The organism is Pseudomonas sp. B21-054, from assembly GCF_026016345.1.
Classification (GTDB): domain Bacteria; phylum Pseudomonadota; class Gammaproteobacteria; order Pseudomonadales; family Pseudomonadaceae; genus Aquipseudomonas.
This window is the reverse complement of record NZ_CP087204.1, coordinates 2774511-2794922: the sequence shown is the minus strand read 5'-3', so window position 1 is coordinate 2794922 and position 20412 is coordinate 2774511. Positions and strand designations below refer to the sequence as shown.

The window sequence follows — 20412 nt, the reverse complement described above, 5'->3', positions numbered from 1 at the left end:
TCAGGCACTTTCACCGGCTTGCGCCACGAACAACACCACTTGCCACGGGCTGCTGGCCTGGGCCGACGCCGGCGCCACGATATGCAACGGCAACTGCCCGTCGAACCACTGTCCGCTGGCGGCCACCACAAACAACCGGGTGTCATCGCCCACGCTGTAGGCCACCTGTTCGTTACGGCTCATGGCCTGATGGGGCAGACCACTCATGCGTTGTCGACTCAACAGCGGGACGTGCGGCGCGGACGCGATAATCGCCCCGCGTAACCACTCCGCCGCTGCCTGCTCGCTGGCGCCGTTGGGCATGCGCAGGCCGATCACCAGGCGCTGACTCGGCTGGTCGTCGGGCAACTGGATCGAGAAGACCGGGTCATTGCGCTCGAAGGCCAGGCTGCGATAGCCGGCGCGGACCCGTTCCAGGGTGGTTTCCAACCAATCGAGCAGCGGCTCGTAGCCGCGCTGCAACTCCAGAAAATCCAGGGGCGCGAAAGCCGGCACGCCGGCCAGCGGATCGAGGGCCGACCAGGCGCCGGCCAGTCCCAGCAGCAAGCCGTACAGCGCTTGGGGCGTCGCCACCCGGGTATTCAGCGCGCCTTCGACCTCCGGCAACCGCGCCCACAACGCCGTCAATTGCCGGCGAATTTCCAGGGCATCGTCCTGGTTACCGGCGGCCTGGGCCTGACGCAACCGGCCGGCGAGGAACAGGCATTTTTCCCGAGCCCGGGCACACAGCCCGGCGACTCGCCGACCGAGCATCGACTCCGGCAGCAACACGGGGGTCGGTGGTGTGTAGGGCACCCGCAAAAAGCCGCCGCCTTCCTTGCGAATGCGCAGCAGCGGCAGGCAGATCGAGTCGGCCTTGCTCAGTTGCGTGCACAGCCTTGGGTTGGGTCGCCAGACGGTGATGGATTCGGGAAATTCGCCGCTGGTGAGGTCCGGCAACGCATCGCCGACCACCGATTGCAGGCGGCCCTTGAGTGGCAGCAATTGTCCGGCGCGCCAGAGCGGACTGATGGCCAGGTACACGGTCACGGTGGCGTCGTCGGTCTTGTTCACCGCCTCGCTGATGTCCAGCTCCAGGACAGGCCCGACACCGGCCTGCAGGTTGACCGGCAACCCATCCGGCAAGGTGCCTTGCAGTTGCAGCAGTCGAACCTGGCCGGCGCTGAGGGCCGAGGGGTCGACTTCCAGTTGACTGACTCCCCAGAACCAGGGATTGCAGGCCCCGGCAAAATGCGCGGCCAGGGCCTCCGCGCGCAGGCCTTGCAATTGAAAATGCTGGGGCAGTAACTGCATGCCCTCATGCCAGCACACCGCGTCAGGTAACAGACTCATACGACTCCCTTCGACATCCCAATGTCGCCGCGCTTGGCGGCCCGCGGTCACTCAAGGCTGGTTGTCACTGAGCTGGCCCGTCATTCACGAGGGTCATCTCACGACTGTCGAACTTCAGCCAGGCCTTGCGCTGATCGTCCAGCCGAAGCCGGTGGGCTCCGGGAGTGTTATAGCTGGCGAAGACCAAAAGTCCAGCGGCGCGCCGGCCCTCCAACGGGAAGGGTTGGCGGTCGATAAATTGCCCCGGGACCAGCTCCAGCCCCCACACCGACATACGTTGACGATAGTCGCGCTGGAACTGTTCGCGCTCGGCGAACCACTGGCTGGCGGTGATACCCGACAGTTGCTTGAGCAGGTCCGGGTCATTCACGGCGATGAAATCCACGGCAATCGGTGTGTCGTCGTTGGCCCGCGGCGCGACGTCCAGGGTCAGGCTGTCCAGGTCGACACTGGGGGCGAAGAACGAGCAACCGGTGAGTGCCACGCTCAAAAAAAATCCGAAAAAAAAGACACGCAAAATGAATTTTCCTTTTCTCAGCGGTCAGAAATTGTTTTTGCTTGCATTTTTATAGACCTGTTCTAGCGTCTTGGATAGTTCGACCAGCACGGTCGAATGCGCCAGGTTCGTCAAGGGAATGACAGGTTTTCTGCCCTCCATTTGCAACCTGTGGATCAGCAAGGGAATGCGATGAGCGGGACTCCCGATGCATTGCTTCCACACCTGCATCGGAGTCGGCCGCCATGGCAGAAAGTACCCAGCACAAGCTCGACAGAGTCCGTCCTCCCCGCGTCCAGATCACCTATGACGTGGAAATCGGCAACGCCATCGAGAAAAAAGAATTGCCACTGGTGGTCGGCATTCTGGCCGACCTTTCGGGCAAGCCCCTGGACCCGCTGCCCAAGCTCAATGAGCGGCGCTTCACGGAAATCGATCGGGATAATTTCAATGAGGTCCTCGCCTCCATCTCCCCCCGCGCCACCCTCCAGGTGAACAACACCCTCAGCGGCGATGACAGCAAGCTCAACATCGAACTCAACTTCCGCCACATCGATGACTTCGACCCGGTCAAGGTCGTGGAGCAGGTCACGCCGCTGCGCCGGTTGTTCGAGGCACGCCAGCGCCTGCGGGACCTGTTGACCAAACTCGATGGCAACGACGACCTGGACAAGCTGCTGCGGGACGTGATCGCCAACACCGAGGGCCTGCAAGAGATCAAGTCGGCCCGGCCCCAGGACGCACCGCCAGAGCTGCCGACCGTGGCCGCCAACGATGACCCGGCCCCGACCGAACCACAGGCCTGATCGCGCTCATCACTCAAGGGAGATACAGCCATGCCTGCTTCATCCAGCGCTCAAACCAGCGAGAGCACGACCCAGACCCTGTCCCTGCTGGACAAGATCATCGCCGAAGGCCGCATGGCCCACGACGACAGCCAGCAGGACTACGCCCGCGACATGCTGGCCGAATTTGCCACCCAGGTCCTCGACGAAGGCATGGCCATCGACAAGGACACCGTGGCGATGATCAACGACCGCATCAGCCAGATCGACCAGTTGATCAGCGCCCAGCTCAACGAAGTGTTGCACCACCCCGACCTGCAGAAACTCGAAGCCTCCTGGCGCGGCCTGCACCTGCTGGTGCAGAACACCGAGACCAGCACACGGCTCAAATTGCGCCTGCTCAACGTGACCCAGAAAGAGCTGCAGAACGATCTGGAAAAAGCCGTCGAATTCGACCAGAGCGCACTCTTCAAGAAAATCTACGAAGAAGAATACGGCACCTTTGGCGGGCATCCGTTCAGCCTGCTGGTGGGCGACTACACCTTCGGCCGGCACCCGCAGGACATCGGTCTGCTGGAAAAACTCTCGAACGTGGCCGCCGCGGCGCACGCGCCGTTCATTGCCGCCGCCAGCCCACGGTTGTTCGACATGACCAGCTTCACCGAACTGGCGGTACCGAGGGACCTGTCGAAGATTTTCGAGAGCCAGGAACTGATCAAGTGGCGCTCGTTCCGTGAAAGCGAAGACTCGCGTTATGTGTCCCTGGTGCTGCCGCACTTCCTGCTGCGCCTGCCCTACGGCCCGGACACGCTGCCGGTGGAAGGCATCAACTACGTCGAAGACGTCAACGGCACCGACCACAGCAAATACCTGTGGGGCAACGCCGCCTGGGCGCTGTCGCAACGCATCACCGAAGCCTTCGCCAAATATGGCTGGTGCGCGGCGATTCGCGGGGCCGAGGGCGGTGGCGCGGTCGAAGGCCTGCCGGCCCATACCTTCCGCACCAGTTCCGGGGATCTGTCGCTCAAATGCCCGACCGAAGTGGCGATCACCGACCGCCGCGAAAAAGAACTCAATGACCTGGGCTTCATCGCCCTGTGCCACAAGAAAAACAGCGACGTGGCGGTGTTCTTCGGCGGCCAGACCACCAACCGGGCCAAGGTCTACAACACCAACGAGGCCAACGCCAATGCACGGATCTCGGCGATGCTGCCGTATGTCCTCGCGGCCTCGCGTTTCGCCCATTACCTGAAGGTGATCATGCGCGACAAAGTCGGCAGCTTCATGACCCGCGACAACGTGCAGACCTACCTCAACAACTGGATCGCCGACTACGTGCTGATCAACGACAACGCGCCGCAAGAGATCAAGGCGCAATACCCGTTGCGCGAAGCCCGGGTGGACGTGACGGAGGTGGCCGGCAAGCCTGGGGCCTACAAAGCCACGGTATTCCTGCGGCCGCACTTCCAGCTTGAAGAACTGACCGCCTCGATCCGCCTGGTGGCGACGCTGCCGCCACCGGTAGCTGCCTGACGGTTGAACCTGTGGCGAGGACGCTGTTGTGGCGAGGGGATTTATCCCCGCTGGGCTGCGCAGCAGCCCCTTGAGCGGTCAGCTCAATCTGACGGGTACACCAGTTGTCGGTATTAGGGCCGCTTCGCGCCCCAGCGGGGATAAATCCCCTCGCCACAGGGGTTCGGCATTCGTTTCTAGGGGTATTGGGTACCACCTACTTGTCTTCTTCAGGAGTTTCACACAATGGATGCGATCATTCTCGACCTCGGCGGCGACATCAAGGGCGACAGCCTGCTGGAGGGTTTCACGGACAAGATCGAGGTCATGTCCTACAGCCACAACGTGGCGATGCAAGTCACCAACGACGTCAGCAACTCGGAGCGCACCTCCGGCCGGCCCCACATCGGTGAATTCACCCTGACTAAATTCATCGACAGCTCCACCCCCTCGCTCAACGAGTATTGCTGCGCCGGCAAACCCATCCCGCAGGCCGTCATCACCATTGGCCGCAACGCCGCCGAAGGCAGCGGAAAACTCATGCCGTTCATCATCTACACCCTGACCAACGTCGTGCTATCCAACGTCAGCGTCAGCGGTGGCACGGGCGGCAAACCGGTGGAAACCCTGTCGCTGAACTTCACCAAGATCAAATGGGAACTCACGGCCCAGAAAGACGACGGCACCAAGGAAGGCACGGCGGGCACGACCTGGGACCTGGCGGCCAACAAAATGACCAAGTGACGGAGCGCGCCCATGGCCGGCTTCGGGCTTCGCCCGCCTCTGTTCGATCGCCTGGCCAACCCGGCAGACGATTCGGGCCGGACGTTCGATCGCCAGGCGTTGCAGGACTCGGTCCATGCCGAACTGCAACGCCTGTTCAATACCCGACGCGGCCCACGGGCACTGACCGAACCACCGAGCATCCTGGACTATGGCATCGCCGACTGGACCGCGTTGCAACAGCAGCGCAGCGATGACCGGCGCCAATTGACCCGGGAAATTCGCCAGGCCATTACCCACTTCGAACCTCGCCTGCGCTTGGGCGAGGTGCAGGTCAGCGCGGTACCGGGCCATCCGCAGCAACTGAGCATACGGCTGTTGGGCGAGTTGCGCGGCGACCTGCACGCATGGCCCGTGGCCTTTGTCATCGAGCACGCCGGCGACGGCCTTGAGGTACGACATGAGCGACTCGATTGACCCGCAACTGCTGGACTATTACCAGCGCGAATTGACCTGGCTGCGGCATGCCGGAAGCCTGTTCGCCGAACGTTACCCCAAGGTCGCCAGGCGCCTGGAGTTGTCCCCCGGAGAATGCCCCGACCCGCACGTCGAGCGCCTTTTGGAAGGTTTCGCGCTGTTGGCCGCGCGCTTGCAACGCAGGCTCGATGACGATTACGCCGAGTTCAGCGACGCCCTGCTCGAACAGCTTTACCCACTGGCCATGCGCCCGTTGCCATCGTGCGCAATCGTGCAGTTCGAACCCGACCCGAGCAAAGGCAACCTCAACGAGGGCTACCCGCTACCCCGGGACACACCGCTGTTCGTCACCACCGACAAGGGCCAGAGCATTCATTTCCGCACCACCGCCGCCGTGCACCTGTGGCCGATTGAAGTCAGCGAAGCGTTGCTGTTGGGCAGTGACGAGGCCCAGGCGCTGACCGGCGTGGTCCAGGCCCGCTCGGCCTTGCGCCTGAACCTGCGTTGCCTGGGGGAAAGCCAATGGTCGAGCCTGGGCATCGACCATCTGCGGGTGCACCTGGCGGCCTCACCGATGATCAACGCCTGGCTGTACGACTTGCTTGGCGCCCATGCCGTCAAGGTCCTGGCCGGCCCGCCGGGCAGCGTGCCGGAACCACTGGTGGGCTTGCCGCGCATCGTCGGTTTCGCCAGTGACGAAGCCTTGCTGCCAGACGAAGACGGCGTACATCCGGGCATGCGCCTGCTGGCCGAGTACTTTGCCTTTCCCGACAAGTTCGGCTTTTTCGACCTGCCACTGGCCGGGACCACCAGCGACAGCCCATCCTTGTACCTGTACATCGTGTTCGACCGAGCCCCCGCCAGCCGCCTGCCGCTCCAGGCCAGCGACATCGCCCTGGGCTGCGCGCCAGTGATCAACCTGTTCCCCAGGACCTCCGAGCCGCTGCGTCCAGACGGCACCCGCAGCGAGTACCGGCTGGTGGCCGACAGTCATCGGGAAAACAGCGTCGAGATCCACAGCATCCGAGGCATGCGCGCCACGTCCAGCCAGGGCGTGCGCAAAGTGCCGGCCTACTACGGCAGCCAGCACGGCAGCGACCAGCCGTGCTATTGGCATGCACGGCGGGTCAGCGGCATGAGCCCGAACCGGCTGGGCACCGATTTGATGGTCAGCCTGGTGGATACCCAGCTCGACCCGTTGGCCGAAACCGGGGAATACAGCCTCACGGCGGAACTGTTGTGCACCAACCGCCACCTGGCCCAGAGCCTGCCGGCCGGTACCCCGCTGGGGTTCGAGCGTCCCGGGCCGGTGGCCTGGGCCCGCCTGCGCAACCCTCCCAGCCCCCAAAGCCTGCCGCGCCTGGACGGTGAGTCGCGCTGGCGGTTGGTGTCGCAATTGACGCTGAACCATTTATCACTGGTCGAAGGTCCCCAGGCGCTGGACGCGCTGCGCGAGATTCTCGAATTGCACAATTTGCGCGACGAGGCCAGCGCCCGGCGCCAGATCGAAGGGGTATCGGGGCTGGGCTGCGAGCGCGTCATCGCCCATGTCGGCGAAGACGCCTGGCGTGGCTGGCGTAACGGGTTGGAAGTGCGCCTGCAACTGGATCCGCAGCATTTCGTCGGCAGCAGCGCCGTGCTGTTCTCCGGGGTACTGGCGCAGTTCTTTTCCCTTTATGCCACCGCCAATCGCTTCGTGCGCACAGCGCTGGTTCAGTCCGACAAGGAGGTGAAAACATGGCAACCCCAAGCCGGCAAACCCCTGACGCTCTGAACCTGAGTCAACGGCTGCGGCGTGACCCACAACGCTTCGAATGGCTCCAGGCCTTATTGCTGCTGGAACGCGAACATCCCCAGGCCGAACCCTTGGGCAGCGGCACCGCACCACACGCCGAAGCCTTGCGCCTGCGCGGGCCGTTGACGCCGCTGTTCGCCGCCAGTGAAGTCGAAAGCCTGAGGCAGGAACCCGGTTCGCAACCGGTCCTGACCACGCCGATCTTTGGCCTCGGCGGCCCCGACGGCCCCCTGCCCTACGCTTATCAGGAATGGCTGCAACAACGGGCGCGAGCGCGGGATCATGCGCCAGCGGAATTTCTCGATCTGTTCCAGCATCGCTTGCTCAGCCTGCTCTATAAGGTGATGCGCAAGCATCGCATCGCCCTGGGTTTCACCGCGCCGGGGGCCTCCGCGGTACAAGCGCAATTGCGAGCCCTGACCGGTCTGTTGCCCAAGGCTTTGCAGGAGCGCCAGGCCGCACCCGACTCCGCCGTGCTGGCCTGCACCGCACTGTACGCCGATGGCCGGCGCTCCCTGGCCGGGTTCGCGGCGATTGTCCGCGAGCAGTTCGGGCTGCCGGTGGAGCTGACGGCCTACGAAGGCGGCTGGCGGGAAATTCCATCCGCCAGCCGCAGCCGCTTGCAACCGGGCGGCCGCAACCTGCGCCTGGGTCGCAGCGCCGTGGCTGGCACCCGGGTCTGGGACGAACATGCCGGTGTGCGCCTGACCCTTGGCCCGCTGAGCGCCGCCCAGGCCAATGGCTTACTGCCCAACGGCGAGACCCATCCGTTACTCGCCAGCCTGTATGCCTTGTATTTCGGCCCCGACCTGGACTGCACCCTGGTGCTGCTGATCCGTGGTGCCGGCCCTCTGCAACTGGGCCACCAAGCGCCGCCACGGTTGAACTGGAACGGCGGCCTGCAACGCCAGCCGAACCTGGCCGTGCAACGGATCGTCACCCGCCTTCGTCAGCCGGAGATCGCCTGAATGGAACTGGCCAGCCTGATCGAACGCCTCAACCCGGACAACCGTCGCGCCCTGGAACGGGCCGCGCAACGTTGCATGCAGCGCAGTCATCATTACGTGGAAATCGAACACCTGCTGCTGGAATTGCTGGACATCGAAGGCGGCGACTTCGCGTGCCTGCTGCCGCGCTTCGGCCTGGAACGTGACGCGGTGGCGGCGGAAACCAACAAGGCCCTGGACCTGTTCAAATCCGGCAGCACCCGCACGCCCGCCCTGTCCGCGCAAACCATCGGCCTGCTGGAAGACGCCGTGGTCCAGGCCAGTGTGTTGGGCCTGGACAGCATTCGTTCCGGACTGTTGCTGTTGGCGCTGCTGGACCGTGACGAGCGCCGCAGCCTGCTGCTCAACAGCGCCTCGTCATTGCTGCGCATTCCCCGGGACGCCCTGCGCGCCCATCTATTGGAATGGACCGAAAGCTCCCGCGAACATGTCGGCGGCGTGCGTACGGCCAAACCCGGTGAGGCGTCGCCGAAACAGGACCCGGTCCTCGACCAATACACCCAGGACCTGACCGCCGACGCCCGGGCCGGACACATCGACCCCATCGTCGGGCGCGACGGCGAGATTCGCCAGTGCATCGATATCCTGCTCCGGCGCCGGCAGAACAACCCGATCCTGGTGGGCGCGCCAGGCGTCGGCAAGACCGCCGTGGTGGAAGGCTTGGCGCTGCGCATCGCGGCGGGGGATGTGCCGCCATCCTTGCAGGAGGTTACGCTGCGGGTGCTTGACCTCGGTTTGTTGCAGGCCGGCGCCGGCGTCAAAGGTGAATTCGAACAGCGCCTCAAAGGCGTGATCGACGCGGTACGCAGCGCGGAAAAACCGATCATCCTGTTCATCGACGAAGCCCACACGCTGATCGGTGCCGGCGGCGCCGAGGGCGGCAGCGACGCAGCCAACCTGCTCAAACCGGCCCTGGCCCGGGGCGAGCTGCGCACCTTGGCCGCCACCACGTGGCTGGAATACAAAAAATATTTCGAGAAAGACCCGGCCCTGGCCCGGCGTTTCCAGTTGGTACAAGTCGAAGAACCGGACGAACTCACCGCCGTGGAAATGCTCCGTGGCGTAGCGACCAAACTGGAACAGCACCACGGTGTGCAAGTGCTGGACGCGGCCATCCACGAAGCGGTGAAACTGTCCCACCGCTACATCTCCGGACGACAGTTGCCGGACAAAGCCATCAGCGTACTCGACACCGCCTGCGCCCGGGTCGCCCTCGGCCAACATGATGTACCGCCGCCCCTGGAAAGCCTGCGCCACCGCCAGAACAGCCTCAAGGACGAAGTCGAACGCCTGCGCCGGGAACAGGCCACCGGCCTGGATCATCGCGAACGCATCACCCTGCTGGAAGATGAGTCGACCAGCAACGTGCAGGCCATTCGCGAGCTGGAAACCCGCTGGGGCGAAGAGCGCGAAGCGGTGCGCGAATTGCTCGACACCCGGCGCGAACTGCTCGCCCTGAGCGAACGCGCCGACAGTGAAAAACCCGACACCGAGATCGATAACCGCATCGACCACCTGGCCGCCGAACTGTTGCGCCTGGAGGCCGGGCTCGATGCCATTCGCCAGGACGATCCGCTGGTACCGGAACAGGTGGACAGCAAGACCGTCGCCGCGGTGATCGCTGGCTGGACCGGCATCCCGGTGGGCAAGATGCTCGCCGACGAAGCCCACGCCGTACGCACCCTTGGTCAGCGCATGGGCCAGCGGGTCATGGGTCAAGATACGGCGCTGAACACCATCGCCCAACGCCTGCAAGCCTACCGCGCCGGCCTCACCGACCCGCAGAAACCGGTCGGGGTGTTCCTGCTGGTGGGGCCCACCGGCGTGGGCAAGACCGAAACCGCCTACGCCCTGGCCGATGCCTTGTACGGCGGCGAACGCAACCTGATCAGCATCAACCTCTCGGAGTACCAGGAAGCCCACACCGTCAGCCAACTCAAAGGCGCCCCGCCCGGCTACGTCGGCTACGGCAGTGGTGGCGTGCTCACCGAGGCGGTGCGGCGCAAACCCTATTCAGTGGTGCTGTTGGATGAAATCGAAAAGGCCCACCCGGATGTGCTCGAGGCGTTCTACAACGTCTTCGACAAAGGCCTGATGGAAGACGGCACCGGCCTGGTGGTGGATTTCAAGAACACCGTGATGCTCGCCACCAGCAACGTCGGCGCCGAACTGCTGCTGGACACACCGCCCGCGCAACTGGGCACCGACGCCTTCAATGAGGCCTTGCACAAGGTCCTGCTGCAAGCGTTTCGCCCGGCGTTCCTCGCGCGCATGACGGTGGTGGCGTATCGACCGCTGGATGAAGCGACGCTGGAAGGGATTGTCCTGGCGAAGCTGGAGAAGCTGCGCGGGCGCTACAAGGCCGCGACCGGCAAGCAATTCGAGTTCGATGCGGGGATCGTCAAGGCCGTGTTGGCCAAGTGCAGCGCGGCAGGGGCACGGGATGTCGAGAATGTGTTGATGACACAGGTGACGGGGAAGTTGGCGGAGTGGGTGTTGGAATGATCTGCGCGCTGTTTGCGCGCCCACTGTGTTGTTCCGAATGCACGCAGCGCAGGCTTGCGCTCCGCCGAGGATGTTAGATGCCCCGCGCCACCGACAGCAACACCACCCTCTCCCTCACCGCCGCCACGCTGTCGGCGCTGTATCCTGAATCACTGTCGGGCGAAGAAAGCCTCAATGCATTGGGCTCGCACATCCTCAACGGTATCAACGACGGTGCGTCCCTGACACTCTCCAGCGCCGTCGCCAGCCACGTCACCACCACCCTGCACAAGGATGCGCTGCTGCGCCCGCTGGATTGGCTGGTCGCCGAAATCCGCCAACTTCCCGCCGACGCCACCGCCGAGCGCTATCAGTTGTTGCTCAGGCCCTGGCTCTGGTGGCTGAGTCTGGCCAGCAACAACCGCGTGTTCCAGAACCTCGCCACGGCGGACATCGTCACCACGATTTTCAAGGCCCATGGTTTCACCGACTTCCAGCTCAAACTCAGCGGCAGCTACACCCCGCGTGAATATTGCGTGCAATACGGCGAAACCGATCTGGCCTTCGTCTCGCGCCTGATGGAAGAGGACGGGATCTTCTGGTTCTTCACCCATGAAGACGGTAAGCACACCCTGGTACTGGCCGACAGCAACGACGCTTTTGCCCCCATTCCCAACGGGCCGACAGTGAACTATCTCGGGCAGAGAATGGGCGAGCGGGAACTGCACGGCATCCGCTCGGGGCAAGTGTGCCTGCAAGCGGTGGCTGGGGTTTACCAGGCGACCGATTACGAATTCACCACGCCGACGACCTCGCTGTACAGCCAGGCCGAAGCCGTGGCCGGACCGAGTTCGATGTACGAGCATCCGGGCGGTTATACCGTCAAGGGTCAAGGCGACGCGTTGACCAAGCAGCGGGTGGATGGCCTGCGCAGCCAGGAGAAGCGGTTTGTCGGCGAGAGCGACTGCCGCTGGTTGGTGCCGGGGTATTGGTTCACCCTCGCCGGCCATGAAGACACGACGCTGAACATCGATTGGGTGGTGACCTCGGTCAGCCACGAAGCCAGTCATGAGCACTATCGCAACCGCTTCGAAGCGATCCCCAAGGCCACGCCGTACCGACCGGCCCGCCTCACGCCGAAACCGCGCATGCACACCCAGACCGCACTGGTAGTGGGCAAGGCCGGTGAAGAAATCTGGACCGACGAGTACGGGCGGATCAAGTTGCAGTTCCCCTGGGACCGCACCGGCAAGAACGACGAAACCTCGTCCTGCTGGGTCCGCGTGGTCTTGCCCTGGAGCGGCAAGGGCTTTGGCATGCAGTTCGTGCCGCGCGTTGGCCAGGAGGTCATCGTGACCTTTATCGACGGCGACCCGGACCGACCGCTGGTGACCGGCTGCGTCTACAACGGCGACAATGCCCTGCCCTATGCGTTGCCGGCGAACCAGACCCAGTCCGGGATCAAGACCAACTCGTCCAAGGGCGGCGGCGGTTTCAATGAGCTGCGTTTCGAAGACAAGAAGGATGCCGAAGAGGTTTTCCTCCAGGCCCAGAAGGACTTCAACATCAACGTGCTCAACGACACCACCGCCGCCGTCGGCCATGACGAAACCCTCACGGTACAGAACGCTCGCACCCGCACGGTCAAGGAAGGCGACGAGACCATCACCCTGGAGAAAGGCAAGCGCAGCGTGACCATCCAGACCGGCAGCGACAGCCTCGATGTGAAAGACACCCGCACCGTCACCGTGGGCTCGGACCAGAACCACAGCACGGGCGGCAACTTCGCGCACAAGGTCACCGGCAACTACGACTTGACGGTGGACGGCAACCTGACCATCAAGGTCAGCGGCACCCTGACCCTGCAAAGCGGCGGCAGTTTCGCGATCAAGAGCGGCGCAGACCTGGCGGCCCAGGCCAGCACATCGATCAGCCAGAAAGCCGGCACGGCCCTGAGCAACCAGGCCGGTACCTCGTTGGAAAACAAGGCCGGCACCACCCTGACCAACGATGCCGGTATCAGCCTGGTGAACAAGGCCGCCGCCGAACAGACCGTGGACGGCGGCGGCATGCTGACTATCAAGGGCGGCCTGGTGAAGGTCAACTGACAGGAGCGCAGCGATGGCCTCGAAAAGACTGGACCTGGAGCGTGACGACAACCGACTGAGCGGGCAATTGGTCGATGGCCGGCTCGACGGCGCACTGCAGATCGAAGAAGCGCAACGACCGCAGGCAAAACTCAACTACAGCCAGGGTGAACTGCAAGGCACCAGCACCCTGTATCACCCGAATGGAAAGGTCTCGGCAGTGTTGCCGTTCGTGAAAGGCAAGTTACAGGGCGTGGCGAGCTTCTACGCGGCCGAAGGTGGATTGCAGCGCCAGGCCTCTTACCGTCGCGGGTTACTGCACGGTGAGGCGAACAACTACTTCCCCGACGGGCAACTGGCCGAAGCCGAGTTCTATCGCGACGGCGTGCGCGACGGCCGCTATCGCCGCCTGCACCCCAATGGCAACCCTGCAGTCGAGGCCCGCTACCTCAACGGCCAACTGCTGGAACCGGCCCACGCCTACGCTGAAGACGGCCGGCCACTGGATGCCGACGGCAAGCCGATCTCCCGGGTGCGCTGGTGGTTCAGGCGCTGGAATGATCCGGCGCAAGCATAACTATCGTCTTACCCCCTGTGGGAGCGAGCTTGCTCGCGATGACGGCCTCACAATCAACATCACCACCAACTGACCCTCCGCTATCGCGAGCAAGCTCGCTCCCACAAGGGATCATCCATACCCTTAGGTTCGAGCCAATCAGGGAATCAACATCTGCACCTGCCCCGGCACCACGATCTTGATCACCCCGGCCCAGGTGCACATCAAGGTGCTGTTGGCGTCGATGGCCGGCATGTTGCCCAGCAACAAGGTCGGCGCGCCACCGGGGATCCACGGGGTGGCGGTGGCGGGAATGCACGGCATGGGGGTCAGTACGCCCAAGGCTGCCGCAGTCGCCGCGGCCACGGTCGGGTTCGCCAGGCTCATGCACATGCCGAAGGTGGTGATGTTCACCAGCGGGATGTGGTCCATGATATTCGCCGCCGGCATCCCGCCGGTCAGCAGGCGATTGACCGGCAACACATTGAGCACCGCCGGGGCCGCGCCAAAGCTGCATTGCAAGGTTGCGGTGCCACAGACTTGCGGGCATCCCATCGCGGTTGCTCCCTGAAAGCGACAGACCTTCACACCTTAGCCCGCGCACGGCCGCCGCGCACGCCAGCGTGCATCAGGCCCGCTGATTATCCGGCAACACGCTAACCTATAAGACCCGGGCGTGCTTGTGACGCCTCCCACGCGCCATTAGATTAGCCAATGATCGATGGCCTCCAAAATAAGCAGAAGGGATAAGCATGGCGTTTACTGATCAGTCCACCCGAGTGCGCGACGGTGAAGAACTCGATGCCAACCTGATCGACCCGTACCTCAAGGCCCACATTCCAGGCCTCACCGGCCTGCCCCGGATCAGCCAGTTTCCCGGTGGCGCGTCGAACCTGACCTACCTGCTGGAATACCCCGAACAGGAATTCGTCCTGCGCCGTCCGCCGTTCGGTCACAAGGCCAAGTCCGCCCACGACATGGGCCGCGAATTCCGCATTCTCAATCAACTGCGCGAGGCGTTCCCCTACTGCCCGAAGGCCTACGTGCATTGCACCGACGAGTCGGTGATGGGCGCCGAATTCTACGTAATGGAACGGGTCAAGGGCATCATCCTGCGCTCCGAGCTACCGCCGGAGCTGGGTTTCGACGCCGCCCGCACCGAAACACTGTGCAAGAGTTTCATCGACCGGCTCGTTGAATTGCACCGGGTCGACTATAACGCCTGCGGCCTGGCCGACCTGGGCAAGCCCGAAGGCTACGTGGCCCGGCAGATCCGTGGCTGGAGCGACCGCTACGAAAAAGCCCTGACCCCCGACGCGCCGAAATGGGAGGCGGTCAAGGCCTGGCTCAACGACAAGATGCCCGCCGACCATCCGACGTCGAGCATCGTCCATAACGACTACCGCTTCGACAACGTCATCCTCGACCCCGAGAACCCGATGCAGATCATCGGCGTGCTGGACTGGGAACTGACCACCCTGGGCGATCCGTTGATGGACCTGGGCAACAGCCTTGCCTACTGGATCGAGGCCGACGACCCGGCACCGGTGCAACTGATGCGCCGCCAGCCCAGCCACGCCCCTGGCATGCTGACCCGCCGCGAGTTCGTCGATTACTACGCCGAGCGCGCCGGGATCCGCATCGACAACTTCGATTTCTATTACACCTACGGCCTGTTCCGCCTGGCCGGCATCGTCCAGCAGATCTACTACCGCTTCTTCCACGGCCAGACCCAGGACAAACGCTTCGCGCAGTTCGTTCAGATGAACAAACTGCTGGAGCAGATGAGCCTGCAGGTCATCGGCAAATCCACGCTCTGAGCGCACCTATAACAAGGAAACAGCATGTCCAAGACCCAGTTGTTCGACCTCGACGGTAAAATCGCTTTCGTTTCCGGCGCCAGCCGCGGCATCGGCGAGGCCATCGCTAAGTTGCTGGCCCAGCAAGGTGCCCATGTGATTGTGTCCAGCCGCAAGCTCGACGGTTGCCAGCATGTGGCCGACGCCATCATCGCCGCCGGTGGCAAGGCCACCGCCATCGCTTGCCACATTGGGGAAATGGAGCAGATCAGCCAGGTGTTCGCTGGTATCCGCGAACAGTTCGGGCGCCTGGACATCCTGGTGAACAACGCCGCCACCAATCCGCAATTCTGCAACGTCCTGGACACTGACCTCGGTGCATTCCAGAAAACCGTCGACGTGAACATTCGCGGCTACTTCTTCATGTCGGTGGAAGCCGGCAAGCTGATGCGCGAGAACGGTGGCGGCAGCATCATCAACGTGGCGTCGATCAACGGCATCTCGCCGGGGATCTTCCAAGGCATCTATTCGGTGACCAAGGCTGCGGTGATCAACATGACCAAGGTCTTCGCCAAGGAATGCGCGCAGTTCGGCATTCGCTGCAACGCCCTGCTGCCGGGCCTGACCGACACCAAGTTCGCCTCGGCGCTGGTCAAGAACGACGCCATCCTGAAAACCGCCCTGGCGCAGATCCCGCTCAAGCGCGTGGCCGACCCGAGCGAAATGGCCGGCGCGGTGCTGTACCTGGCCAGTGATGCGTCGAGCTACACCACGGGGGTGGCGCTGAATGTGGATGGTGGGTTCCTGTCCTGAGGATGAACGCCATGGCAGACCTGTGAGAACCCTGTGGGAGCGAGCTTGCTCGCGATAGCGGTGGGTCAGCAGTACCAGTGTGACTGATGCAACGCTATCGCGAGCAAGCTCGCTCCCACAAAGGGTTCCTCTGCGATCGAGGAAATGAATATTTATTCCAACATTTGCAATTAGCGAATATTTATTCCATAAATAGCCCTTCTGAAAATAAAAACTCAAAGGGCTCTTTCTCATGCGTGAACTCGGCATCGGTCTGATTGGCACCGGCTTCATGGGCCGTGCCCATGCCTTGGCGTTCTACAATGCCAAGGCGGTGTTCGACCTCCCCCTGAACTTGACACTGGCGGCCCTGGCCGACGCCGATCCCCAGCGCGCCCGGCAGTGCGCCCAGAGCTGGGGGTTCGAGACCGCCCACAGTGACTGGCAACAGCTGATCGACGACCCCAAGGTCAACCTGATCGCCATCACCACCCCCAACCACCTGCACTTCCCCATGGCCATGGCGGCGCTGGCGGCAGGCAAACCGGTCTATTGTGAAAAGCCCCTGGCGGTGTCCCTGGAGCAAGCCGAGCAGATGCGCCAGGCGGCCAGGGCCGCCGGGGTGGTGACGCGGGTCGGCTACAACTATCAGCACAATCCGATCATCCAACTGGCGCGGGACATGATCCAACGCGGCGAACTGGGGCAGATCATCAGCTTCCAGGGCGAATTCAGCGAAGATTTCATGGCCGACCCGACGTCGCCGTGGTCATGGCGTTGCGAAGCGGCCCACGCCGGCGGCGCCTTGGCCGATCTCGGCAGCCACTTGCTGGCCATGGCCCGTCATTTGTTAGGCGATGTCGAGGCCGTATGCGCCGACAGTCAGACCGTGCATCACCAACGCCCTGCCAGCGCCGGCAATGCCGAACAACGCACCATCGCCGTGGACGACCACGTCCACGCCCTGCTGCGCTTCGCCAACGGCGCCCGAGGCACGGTAAGCAGCAGTTGGCTCAAGCATGGCTACAAGAACCATCTGAGCTTCGAGATCAGCGGCACCTTGGGCACGCTGGCATTCGATCAGGAGCGACTCAATGAGCTGCGCCTGTGTCGCGCCGGCCAGCCAGGTTTCCAGCGCCTGCTGGCCGGCCCGGACTTGCCCGGCTATGCCGCATTCAGCCCGGCCGCCGGGCACCAGTTGGGCTACAACGAATTGAAGACGCTGGAGGTGCAGGAACTGATCATGACGCTTGCCGGCGAAGGCGGCAGCGGGACGGACTTCGACGAGGCCTGGGAGGTGGAGCGGCTGGCGGCGGCGATTCGCATCGCCGCGCGGGAGGAGCGTTGGGTGAAGGTGAGTGAGCTATAACCGCTCACTTCAGCGAACACCTTGTAGGGGGCAAGCATCTTGCGCTGGAAATAGTTGGCGAACACGAGTTGGCTATTTCATACCGTTTATCGACACTGTCATTCCTGACAGTAGCTAGCGCTATGGATTGGGGAATTACTGGAGGGGTACCCCGCGAAGACCTGAATCATGGCGAGACTGACGGGCAGCATTCACACCCACACACCCACCCTGACAGTGGTGGACCCGCGCGGGCTCGATGTTCGTTCAGTCGCCTACTACCGCGCCGTCGAGACGGCAGACCCCGAAGAACGAATCAACCGCAGCGCCTATGACGCAATGGGGCGTCTGATTGAACAATGGGACCCCAGGCTATGGGCTCTCGGTGTGGAGAGTGCCGGAACTCCGGCCAACCTGAGCAATCGTCACTCGCTGTCAGGCAAGGTCCTGGGCTCGATGAGTGTCGATGCCGGTGAGCGGATCAGCTTGTTCGGTGATGGGGATCAACTGGTCCAAACCTGGGACAGCCGTGAGACTGAACGACGGGTTGAATACGACGATCTGCTGCGCCCGATGGCCGTTTTCGAACAAGGCAAAGGCGAAGCCGCTCGCTGCGCCGAGCGTTATGAATACGCTGATGGCGACACCGACTTCGCCGCTCATAACCAGTGCGGACAATTGATCCGACACGACGATCCGGCGGGTACCCAGACGCTGGACGAGTATGCTTTAACCGACGGAGTACTTGAACAGACCCAGCGCTTTTTGCAGGCGCTGGAATCACCGGATTGGCCGCAGGCACTACCTGAGCGTGATGCATTGCTGGAGCCGTTGGCCCAGGCGGCAACCAGTGCGACACGCTTCAACCCGCTGGGCGATGTGCTGGAGCAGATTGACGCCAAGGGCAATCGGCAGTTGTTCGACTACACCGTCGACGGCCAGTTGTTCGCGAGTCATCTGCAACTGAGCGATCAAGCCACGCCTCAGACGCTGGTCAGCGCCCTCGCCTACAGCGCCTACGGCCAGGTCGAGCAGGAAACCGCCGGCAATGGCGTGGTCAGTACGCTGGCGTACCGCCCTGAGGATGGACGCTTGACCCGGCTTGAAGCCCGGCGTGGATCGCAAACACTGCAGGATCAGCGCTACCACTACGATCCGGTAGGCAATGTGCTGAGTATCGAAGATGCTGCCTTGCCAATTCGTTACTTCGCCAACCAGCGGGTGGAGCCGATCAACCGCTATGACTATGACAGCCTCTATCAGTTGACCAAGGCAACCGGCTGGGAGGCCGGAAGTGCCAGTCGAGGTCCGGGCTTCAACCGCTTCGACGATCCGGGCGCAGTCGCCAACTATCAACAAACGTACCAATACGACGCCGGTGGCAACCTGCTGGAACTGGTCCATGTCGGCCCACAAAACCACAGCCGCAAACTGACGGCGGCGCGCCACAGCAACCGCTGTCTAGCGGAACACAATGACCGGCCACCAACTGAAGAGGAAATCGCGGCCGCGTTTGATGGCAACGGCAATCTGCTGGCTTTGCAACCGGGACGAACGATGACCTGGGATTTACGCAATCAACTGCGCGAGGTACGACCGGTTGAGCGTGAAAGTGCCGTGGATGATCGCGAACAGTACCTCTACGGGGGTGATGGAATGCGACGGCGCAAGGTCCGCTCGACCCAAACCAATGCCCGCTCGCTGATTTCGGAAGTTCGTTATTTGCCGGGCCTGGAAATTCGTACCCACGCAGGCACGGGCGAAGTGTTGCAAGTGATCTGCGTGCAGGCCGGACGTAGCGCGATGCAGGTGCTGCACTGGGAAACGGCGCCGCCTGCCGGCATCGCCAACAACCAATACCGTTACAGCCTGACTGACCATCTGAGTTCCAGCAGCCTGGAATTGGATAACGAGGCCGAGGTGATTAGCCAGGAAACTTATCATCCGTATGGCGGCACCGCCTGGTTTGCCGGGCGCAGTGAGGTGGAGGCGAGTTACAAGACGGTGCGTTATTCAGGGAAAGAGCGAGATGCGACGGGGCTTTATTATTATGGGTTCAGGTATTACGCGACGTGGTTGCAGCGGTGGGTTAATCCGGATCCGTCTAGACCAGTAGAGGGATTGAATTTTTTTAAAATGCTTAGAAATTCCCCCATTAACCATAAAGATACGGAGGGAGGAAATAGTTATGACGTCATGAATGAACAAGAAGCATTGAGTGAAGAGAATCTTGGGGCACGTATCATATCCCGCGGACTTGAAAACTTTCCAACTCATCTTCAAGAAAAGGTCAAAGGTGCCATGGGGCTCGGGCACGGCTGGCTAGATGAAACAATTGCCGAACTAAATTCGCAAGAAACCACTACCTTCACAACCAAGGTGATGAAGTTTATTTTTGGCTCAGACTACTCATTACCAGAAAACGACCCTGCGGGCTTAAAGGATCAGTTACTGGACACCATGAGAGAATTAAGAACCTATATGAGCCGATTAAGCACTAATGAGAATTGGAGGCTGTCGCTTGTTGAAGTTGCTAATCAACGCTTTTCAGGAGTTACAGTTGATACAGTTGCTCAAGGCAACTTAATTTGGCTGAGCCGATCGCATACTGAAAATACCCACCCTGTTGGGTTAGCATCAACCATCTTACATGAAGCAACTCATGCTATGAGATCATTTAATAGCGGTGATTTTATCGATGATTTCTGGTATGTAGGTGAAGAGGCGCCGAACGCCAGCGCGACACCCGACGAAGTCGATAGTTATATCTTTAGCGCTTTGAACTCATCTTTCAATCGTGTACTCAATGGGTCGAGCAATATTAAGCCCCCTTCCGAATTGAGCATGGAAGTGAGAGCACGAGAGAATTATATACGCCTGATAGACTCTGCTTTGCACGAAGTCGGCGAGCAGCCCACATCAACCAGCCGCGAAAGGGAAAATATTTATCGAGAGGAAAGTGGATTGCGCCAGTCCGTTATCTTGCGAAACGCCGACTCTCTGACCACAATATTAAAAATTCGCCATCGAATATAGATAAAACAATATGTGGCGAACTTGACGCTTTTTACTCTGCCGATATCCAGAGCGAAGTGGTCACCGGTTTCGGGGGCGTTATTATGAACCCAGCCTGTTGATTCGCATATAAAATAATACCTTCTAATTTACAACGACAAACCTTAAGCCAGGTTCGGTTTTTATTAAGGGAGTTGCCTAATT

At 62.0% G+C, this 20412-nt stretch carries 16 protein-coding genes; 13 read left to right on the top strand and 3 right to left on the bottom strand.

The genetic code is table 11. From position 1 onward, the window contains the following. Positions 1-1332: a type VI secretion system baseplate subunit TssK gene (gene tssK, locus LOY70_RS12650; RefSeq protein ID WP_265037141.1), complete on the bottom strand. Its 1332-nt coding sequence runs from the start codon at positions 1330-1332 to the stop codon at positions 1-3. Between the two features lie 64 nt (positions 1333-1396). Next, positions 1397-1849: a type VI secretion protein gene (locus LOY70_RS12645; protein WP_123415630.1), complete on the bottom strand. Its 453-nt coding sequence runs from the start codon at positions 1847-1849 to the stop codon at positions 1397-1399. 224 nt (positions 1850-2073) lie between these two features. Between LOY70_RS12645 and tssB the strand changes: the two genes are divergently transcribed. The 9 genes from tssB to LOY70_RS12600 all read left to right on the top strand — a co-directional run bounded on the left by tssB (position 2074) and on the right by LOY70_RS12600 (position 13275). Continuing rightward, positions 2074-2634, top strand: a complete 561-nt coding sequence (tssB, locus tag LOY70_RS12640) for a type VI secretion system contractile sheath small subunit (RefSeq protein WP_265037138.1) — start codon at positions 2074-2076, stop codon at positions 2632-2634. Positions 2635-2664: 30 nt separating this feature from the next. Further along, positions 2665-4146, top strand: coding sequence for a type VI secretion system contractile sheath large subunit (gene tssC / locus LOY70_RS12635; RefSeq protein WP_025213242.1), 1482 nt, complete (start codon positions 2665-2667; stop codon positions 4144-4146). Positions 4147-4371: 225 nt separating this feature from the next. After that, the gene (locus tag LOY70_RS12630) at positions 4372-4869 is read left to right on the top strand and encodes an Hcp family type VI secretion system effector (protein ID WP_109756006.1); all 498 of its coding nucleotides are present in this window, start codon (positions 4372-4374) and stop codon (positions 4867-4869) included. Positions 4870-4881: 12 nt separating this feature from the next. Continuing rightward, entirely contained in the window at positions 4882-5325 is a 444-nt protein-coding gene (tssE, locus tag LOY70_RS12625) for a type VI secretion system baseplate subunit TssE (protein WP_265037132.1), read from the top strand. Next, positions 5309-7099 carry a type VI secretion system baseplate subunit TssF gene (gene tssF, locus LOY70_RS12620; protein WP_265037130.1) on the top strand — a complete coding sequence of 597 codons (1791 nt, stop codon included), beginning with the start codon at positions 5309-5311 and terminating at the stop codon, positions 7097-7099. The genes tssE and tssF overlap by 17 nt, the downstream gene beginning before the upstream one ends. Beyond that, a complete protein-coding gene (gene tssG / locus LOY70_RS12615; RefSeq protein ID WP_265037128.1) occupies positions 7063-8088 on the top strand; it encodes a type VI secretion system baseplate subunit TssG in 1026 nt (341 codons plus the stop codon). Before tssF ends, tssG begins: the two co-directional genes overlap by 37 nt. Then, positions 8089-10632, top strand: a complete 2544-nt coding sequence (tssH, locus tag LOY70_RS12610; protein ID WP_265037126.1) for a type VI secretion system ATPase TssH — start codon at positions 8089-8091, stop codon at positions 10630-10632. A 77-nt stretch (positions 10633-10709) separates the two neighbouring features. After that, positions 10710-12719 carry a type VI secretion system tip protein VgrG gene (gene tssI, locus LOY70_RS12605; RefSeq protein WP_265037124.1) on the top strand — a complete coding sequence of 670 codons (2010 nt, stop codon included), beginning with the start codon at positions 10710-10712 and terminating at the stop codon, positions 12717-12719. A gap of 13 nt (positions 12720-12732) precedes the next feature. Continuing rightward, positions 12733-13275 carry a toxin-antitoxin system YwqK family antitoxin gene (locus LOY70_RS12600; protein ID WP_265037122.1) on the top strand — a complete coding sequence of 181 codons (543 nt, stop codon included), beginning with the start codon at positions 12733-12735 and terminating at the stop codon, positions 13273-13275. Positions 13276-13413: 138 nt separating this feature from the next. Here LOY70_RS12600 and LOY70_RS12595 read toward each other — a convergent pair whose 3' ends face one another. Then, positions 13414-13809, bottom strand: coding sequence for a DUF4280 domain-containing protein (locus LOY70_RS12595; RefSeq protein ID WP_122565835.1), 396 nt, complete (start codon positions 13807-13809; stop codon positions 13414-13416). A gap of 197 nt (positions 13810-14006) precedes the next feature. Between LOY70_RS12595 and LOY70_RS12590 the strand changes: the two genes are divergently transcribed. The 4 genes from LOY70_RS12590 to LOY70_RS12575 all read left to right on the top strand — a co-directional run bounded on the left by LOY70_RS12590 (position 14007) and on the right by LOY70_RS12575 (position 20229). Beyond that, on the top strand, positions 14007-15074 hold the full coding sequence (locus tag LOY70_RS12590; protein WP_265037119.1) for a phosphotransferase family protein: 1068 nt from the start codon (positions 14007-14009) through the stop codon (positions 15072-15074). Between the two features lie 24 nt (positions 15075-15098). Next, positions 15099-15866, top strand: a complete 768-nt coding sequence (locus tag LOY70_RS12585; RefSeq protein ID WP_003180553.1) for an SDR family oxidoreductase — start codon at positions 15099-15101, stop codon at positions 15864-15866. A gap of 232 nt (positions 15867-16098) precedes the next feature. Beyond that, positions 16099-17214, top strand: coding sequence for a Gfo/Idh/MocA family protein (locus tag LOY70_RS12580; RefSeq protein ID WP_265037113.1), 1116 nt, complete (start codon positions 16099-16101; stop codon positions 17212-17214). A 168-nt stretch (positions 17215-17382) separates the two neighbouring features. Then, positions 17383-20229: an RHS repeat domain-containing protein gene (locus LOY70_RS12575; protein ID WP_265037111.1), complete on the top strand. Its 2847-nt coding sequence runs from the start codon at positions 17383-17385 to the stop codon at positions 20227-20229. The last annotated feature ends 183 nt before the right edge of the window (positions 20230-20412 follow it).

Bases quoted from the DNA above. Each gene is read 5' to 3' on its own strand.
- tssK (WP_265037141.1), bottom strand. From the start codon at position 1,332: ATGAGTCTGTTACCTGACGCGGTGTGCTGGCATGAGGGCATGCAGTTA.
- tssB (WP_265037138.1), top strand. From the start codon at position 2,074: ATGGCAGAAAGTACCCAGCACAAGCTCGACAGAGTCCGTCCTCCCCGC.
- tssC (WP_025213242.1), top strand. From the start codon at position 2,665: ATGCCTGCTTCATCCAGCGCTCAAACCAGCGAGAGCACGACCCAGACC.
- LOY70_RS12630 (WP_109756006.1), top strand. From the start codon at position 4,372: ATGGATGCGATCATTCTCGACCTCGGCGGCGACATCAAGGGCGACAGC.
- tssE (WP_265037132.1), top strand. From the start codon at position 4,882: ATGGCCGGCTTCGGGCTTCGCCCGCCTCTGTTCGATCGCCTGGCCAAC.
- tssF (WP_265037130.1), top strand. From the start codon at position 5,309: ATGAGCGACTCGATTGACCCGCAACTGCTGGACTATTACCAGCGCGAA.
- tssG (WP_265037128.1), top strand. From the start codon at position 7,063: ATGGCAACCCCAAGCCGGCAAACCCCTGACGCTCTGAACCTGAGTCAA.
- tssH (WP_265037126.1), top strand. From the start codon at position 8,089: ATGGAACTGGCCAGCCTGATCGAACGCCTCAACCCGGACAACCGTCGC.
- tssI (WP_265037124.1), top strand. From the start codon at position 10,710: ATGCCCCGCGCCACCGACAGCAACACCACCCTCTCCCTCACCGCCGCC.
- LOY70_RS12600 (WP_265037122.1), top strand. From the start codon at position 12,733: ATGGCCTCGAAAAGACTGGACCTGGAGCGTGACGACAACCGACTGAGC.
- LOY70_RS12595 (WP_122565835.1), bottom strand. From the start codon at position 13,809: ATGGGATGCCCGCAAGTCTGTGGCACCGCAACCTTGCAATGCAGCTTT.
- LOY70_RS12590 (WP_265037119.1), top strand. From the start codon at position 14,007: ATGGCGTTTACTGATCAGTCCACCCGAGTGCGCGACGGTGAAGAACTC.
- LOY70_RS12585 (WP_003180553.1), top strand. From the start codon at position 15,099: ATGTCCAAGACCCAGTTGTTCGACCTCGACGGTAAAATCGCTTTCGTT.
- LOY70_RS12580 (WP_265037113.1), top strand. From the start codon at position 16,099: ATGCGTGAACTCGGCATCGGTCTGATTGGCACCGGCTTCATGGGCCGT.
- LOY70_RS12575 (WP_265037111.1), top strand. From the start codon at position 17,383: ATGGCGAGACTGACGGGCAGCATTCACACCCACACACCCACCCTGACA.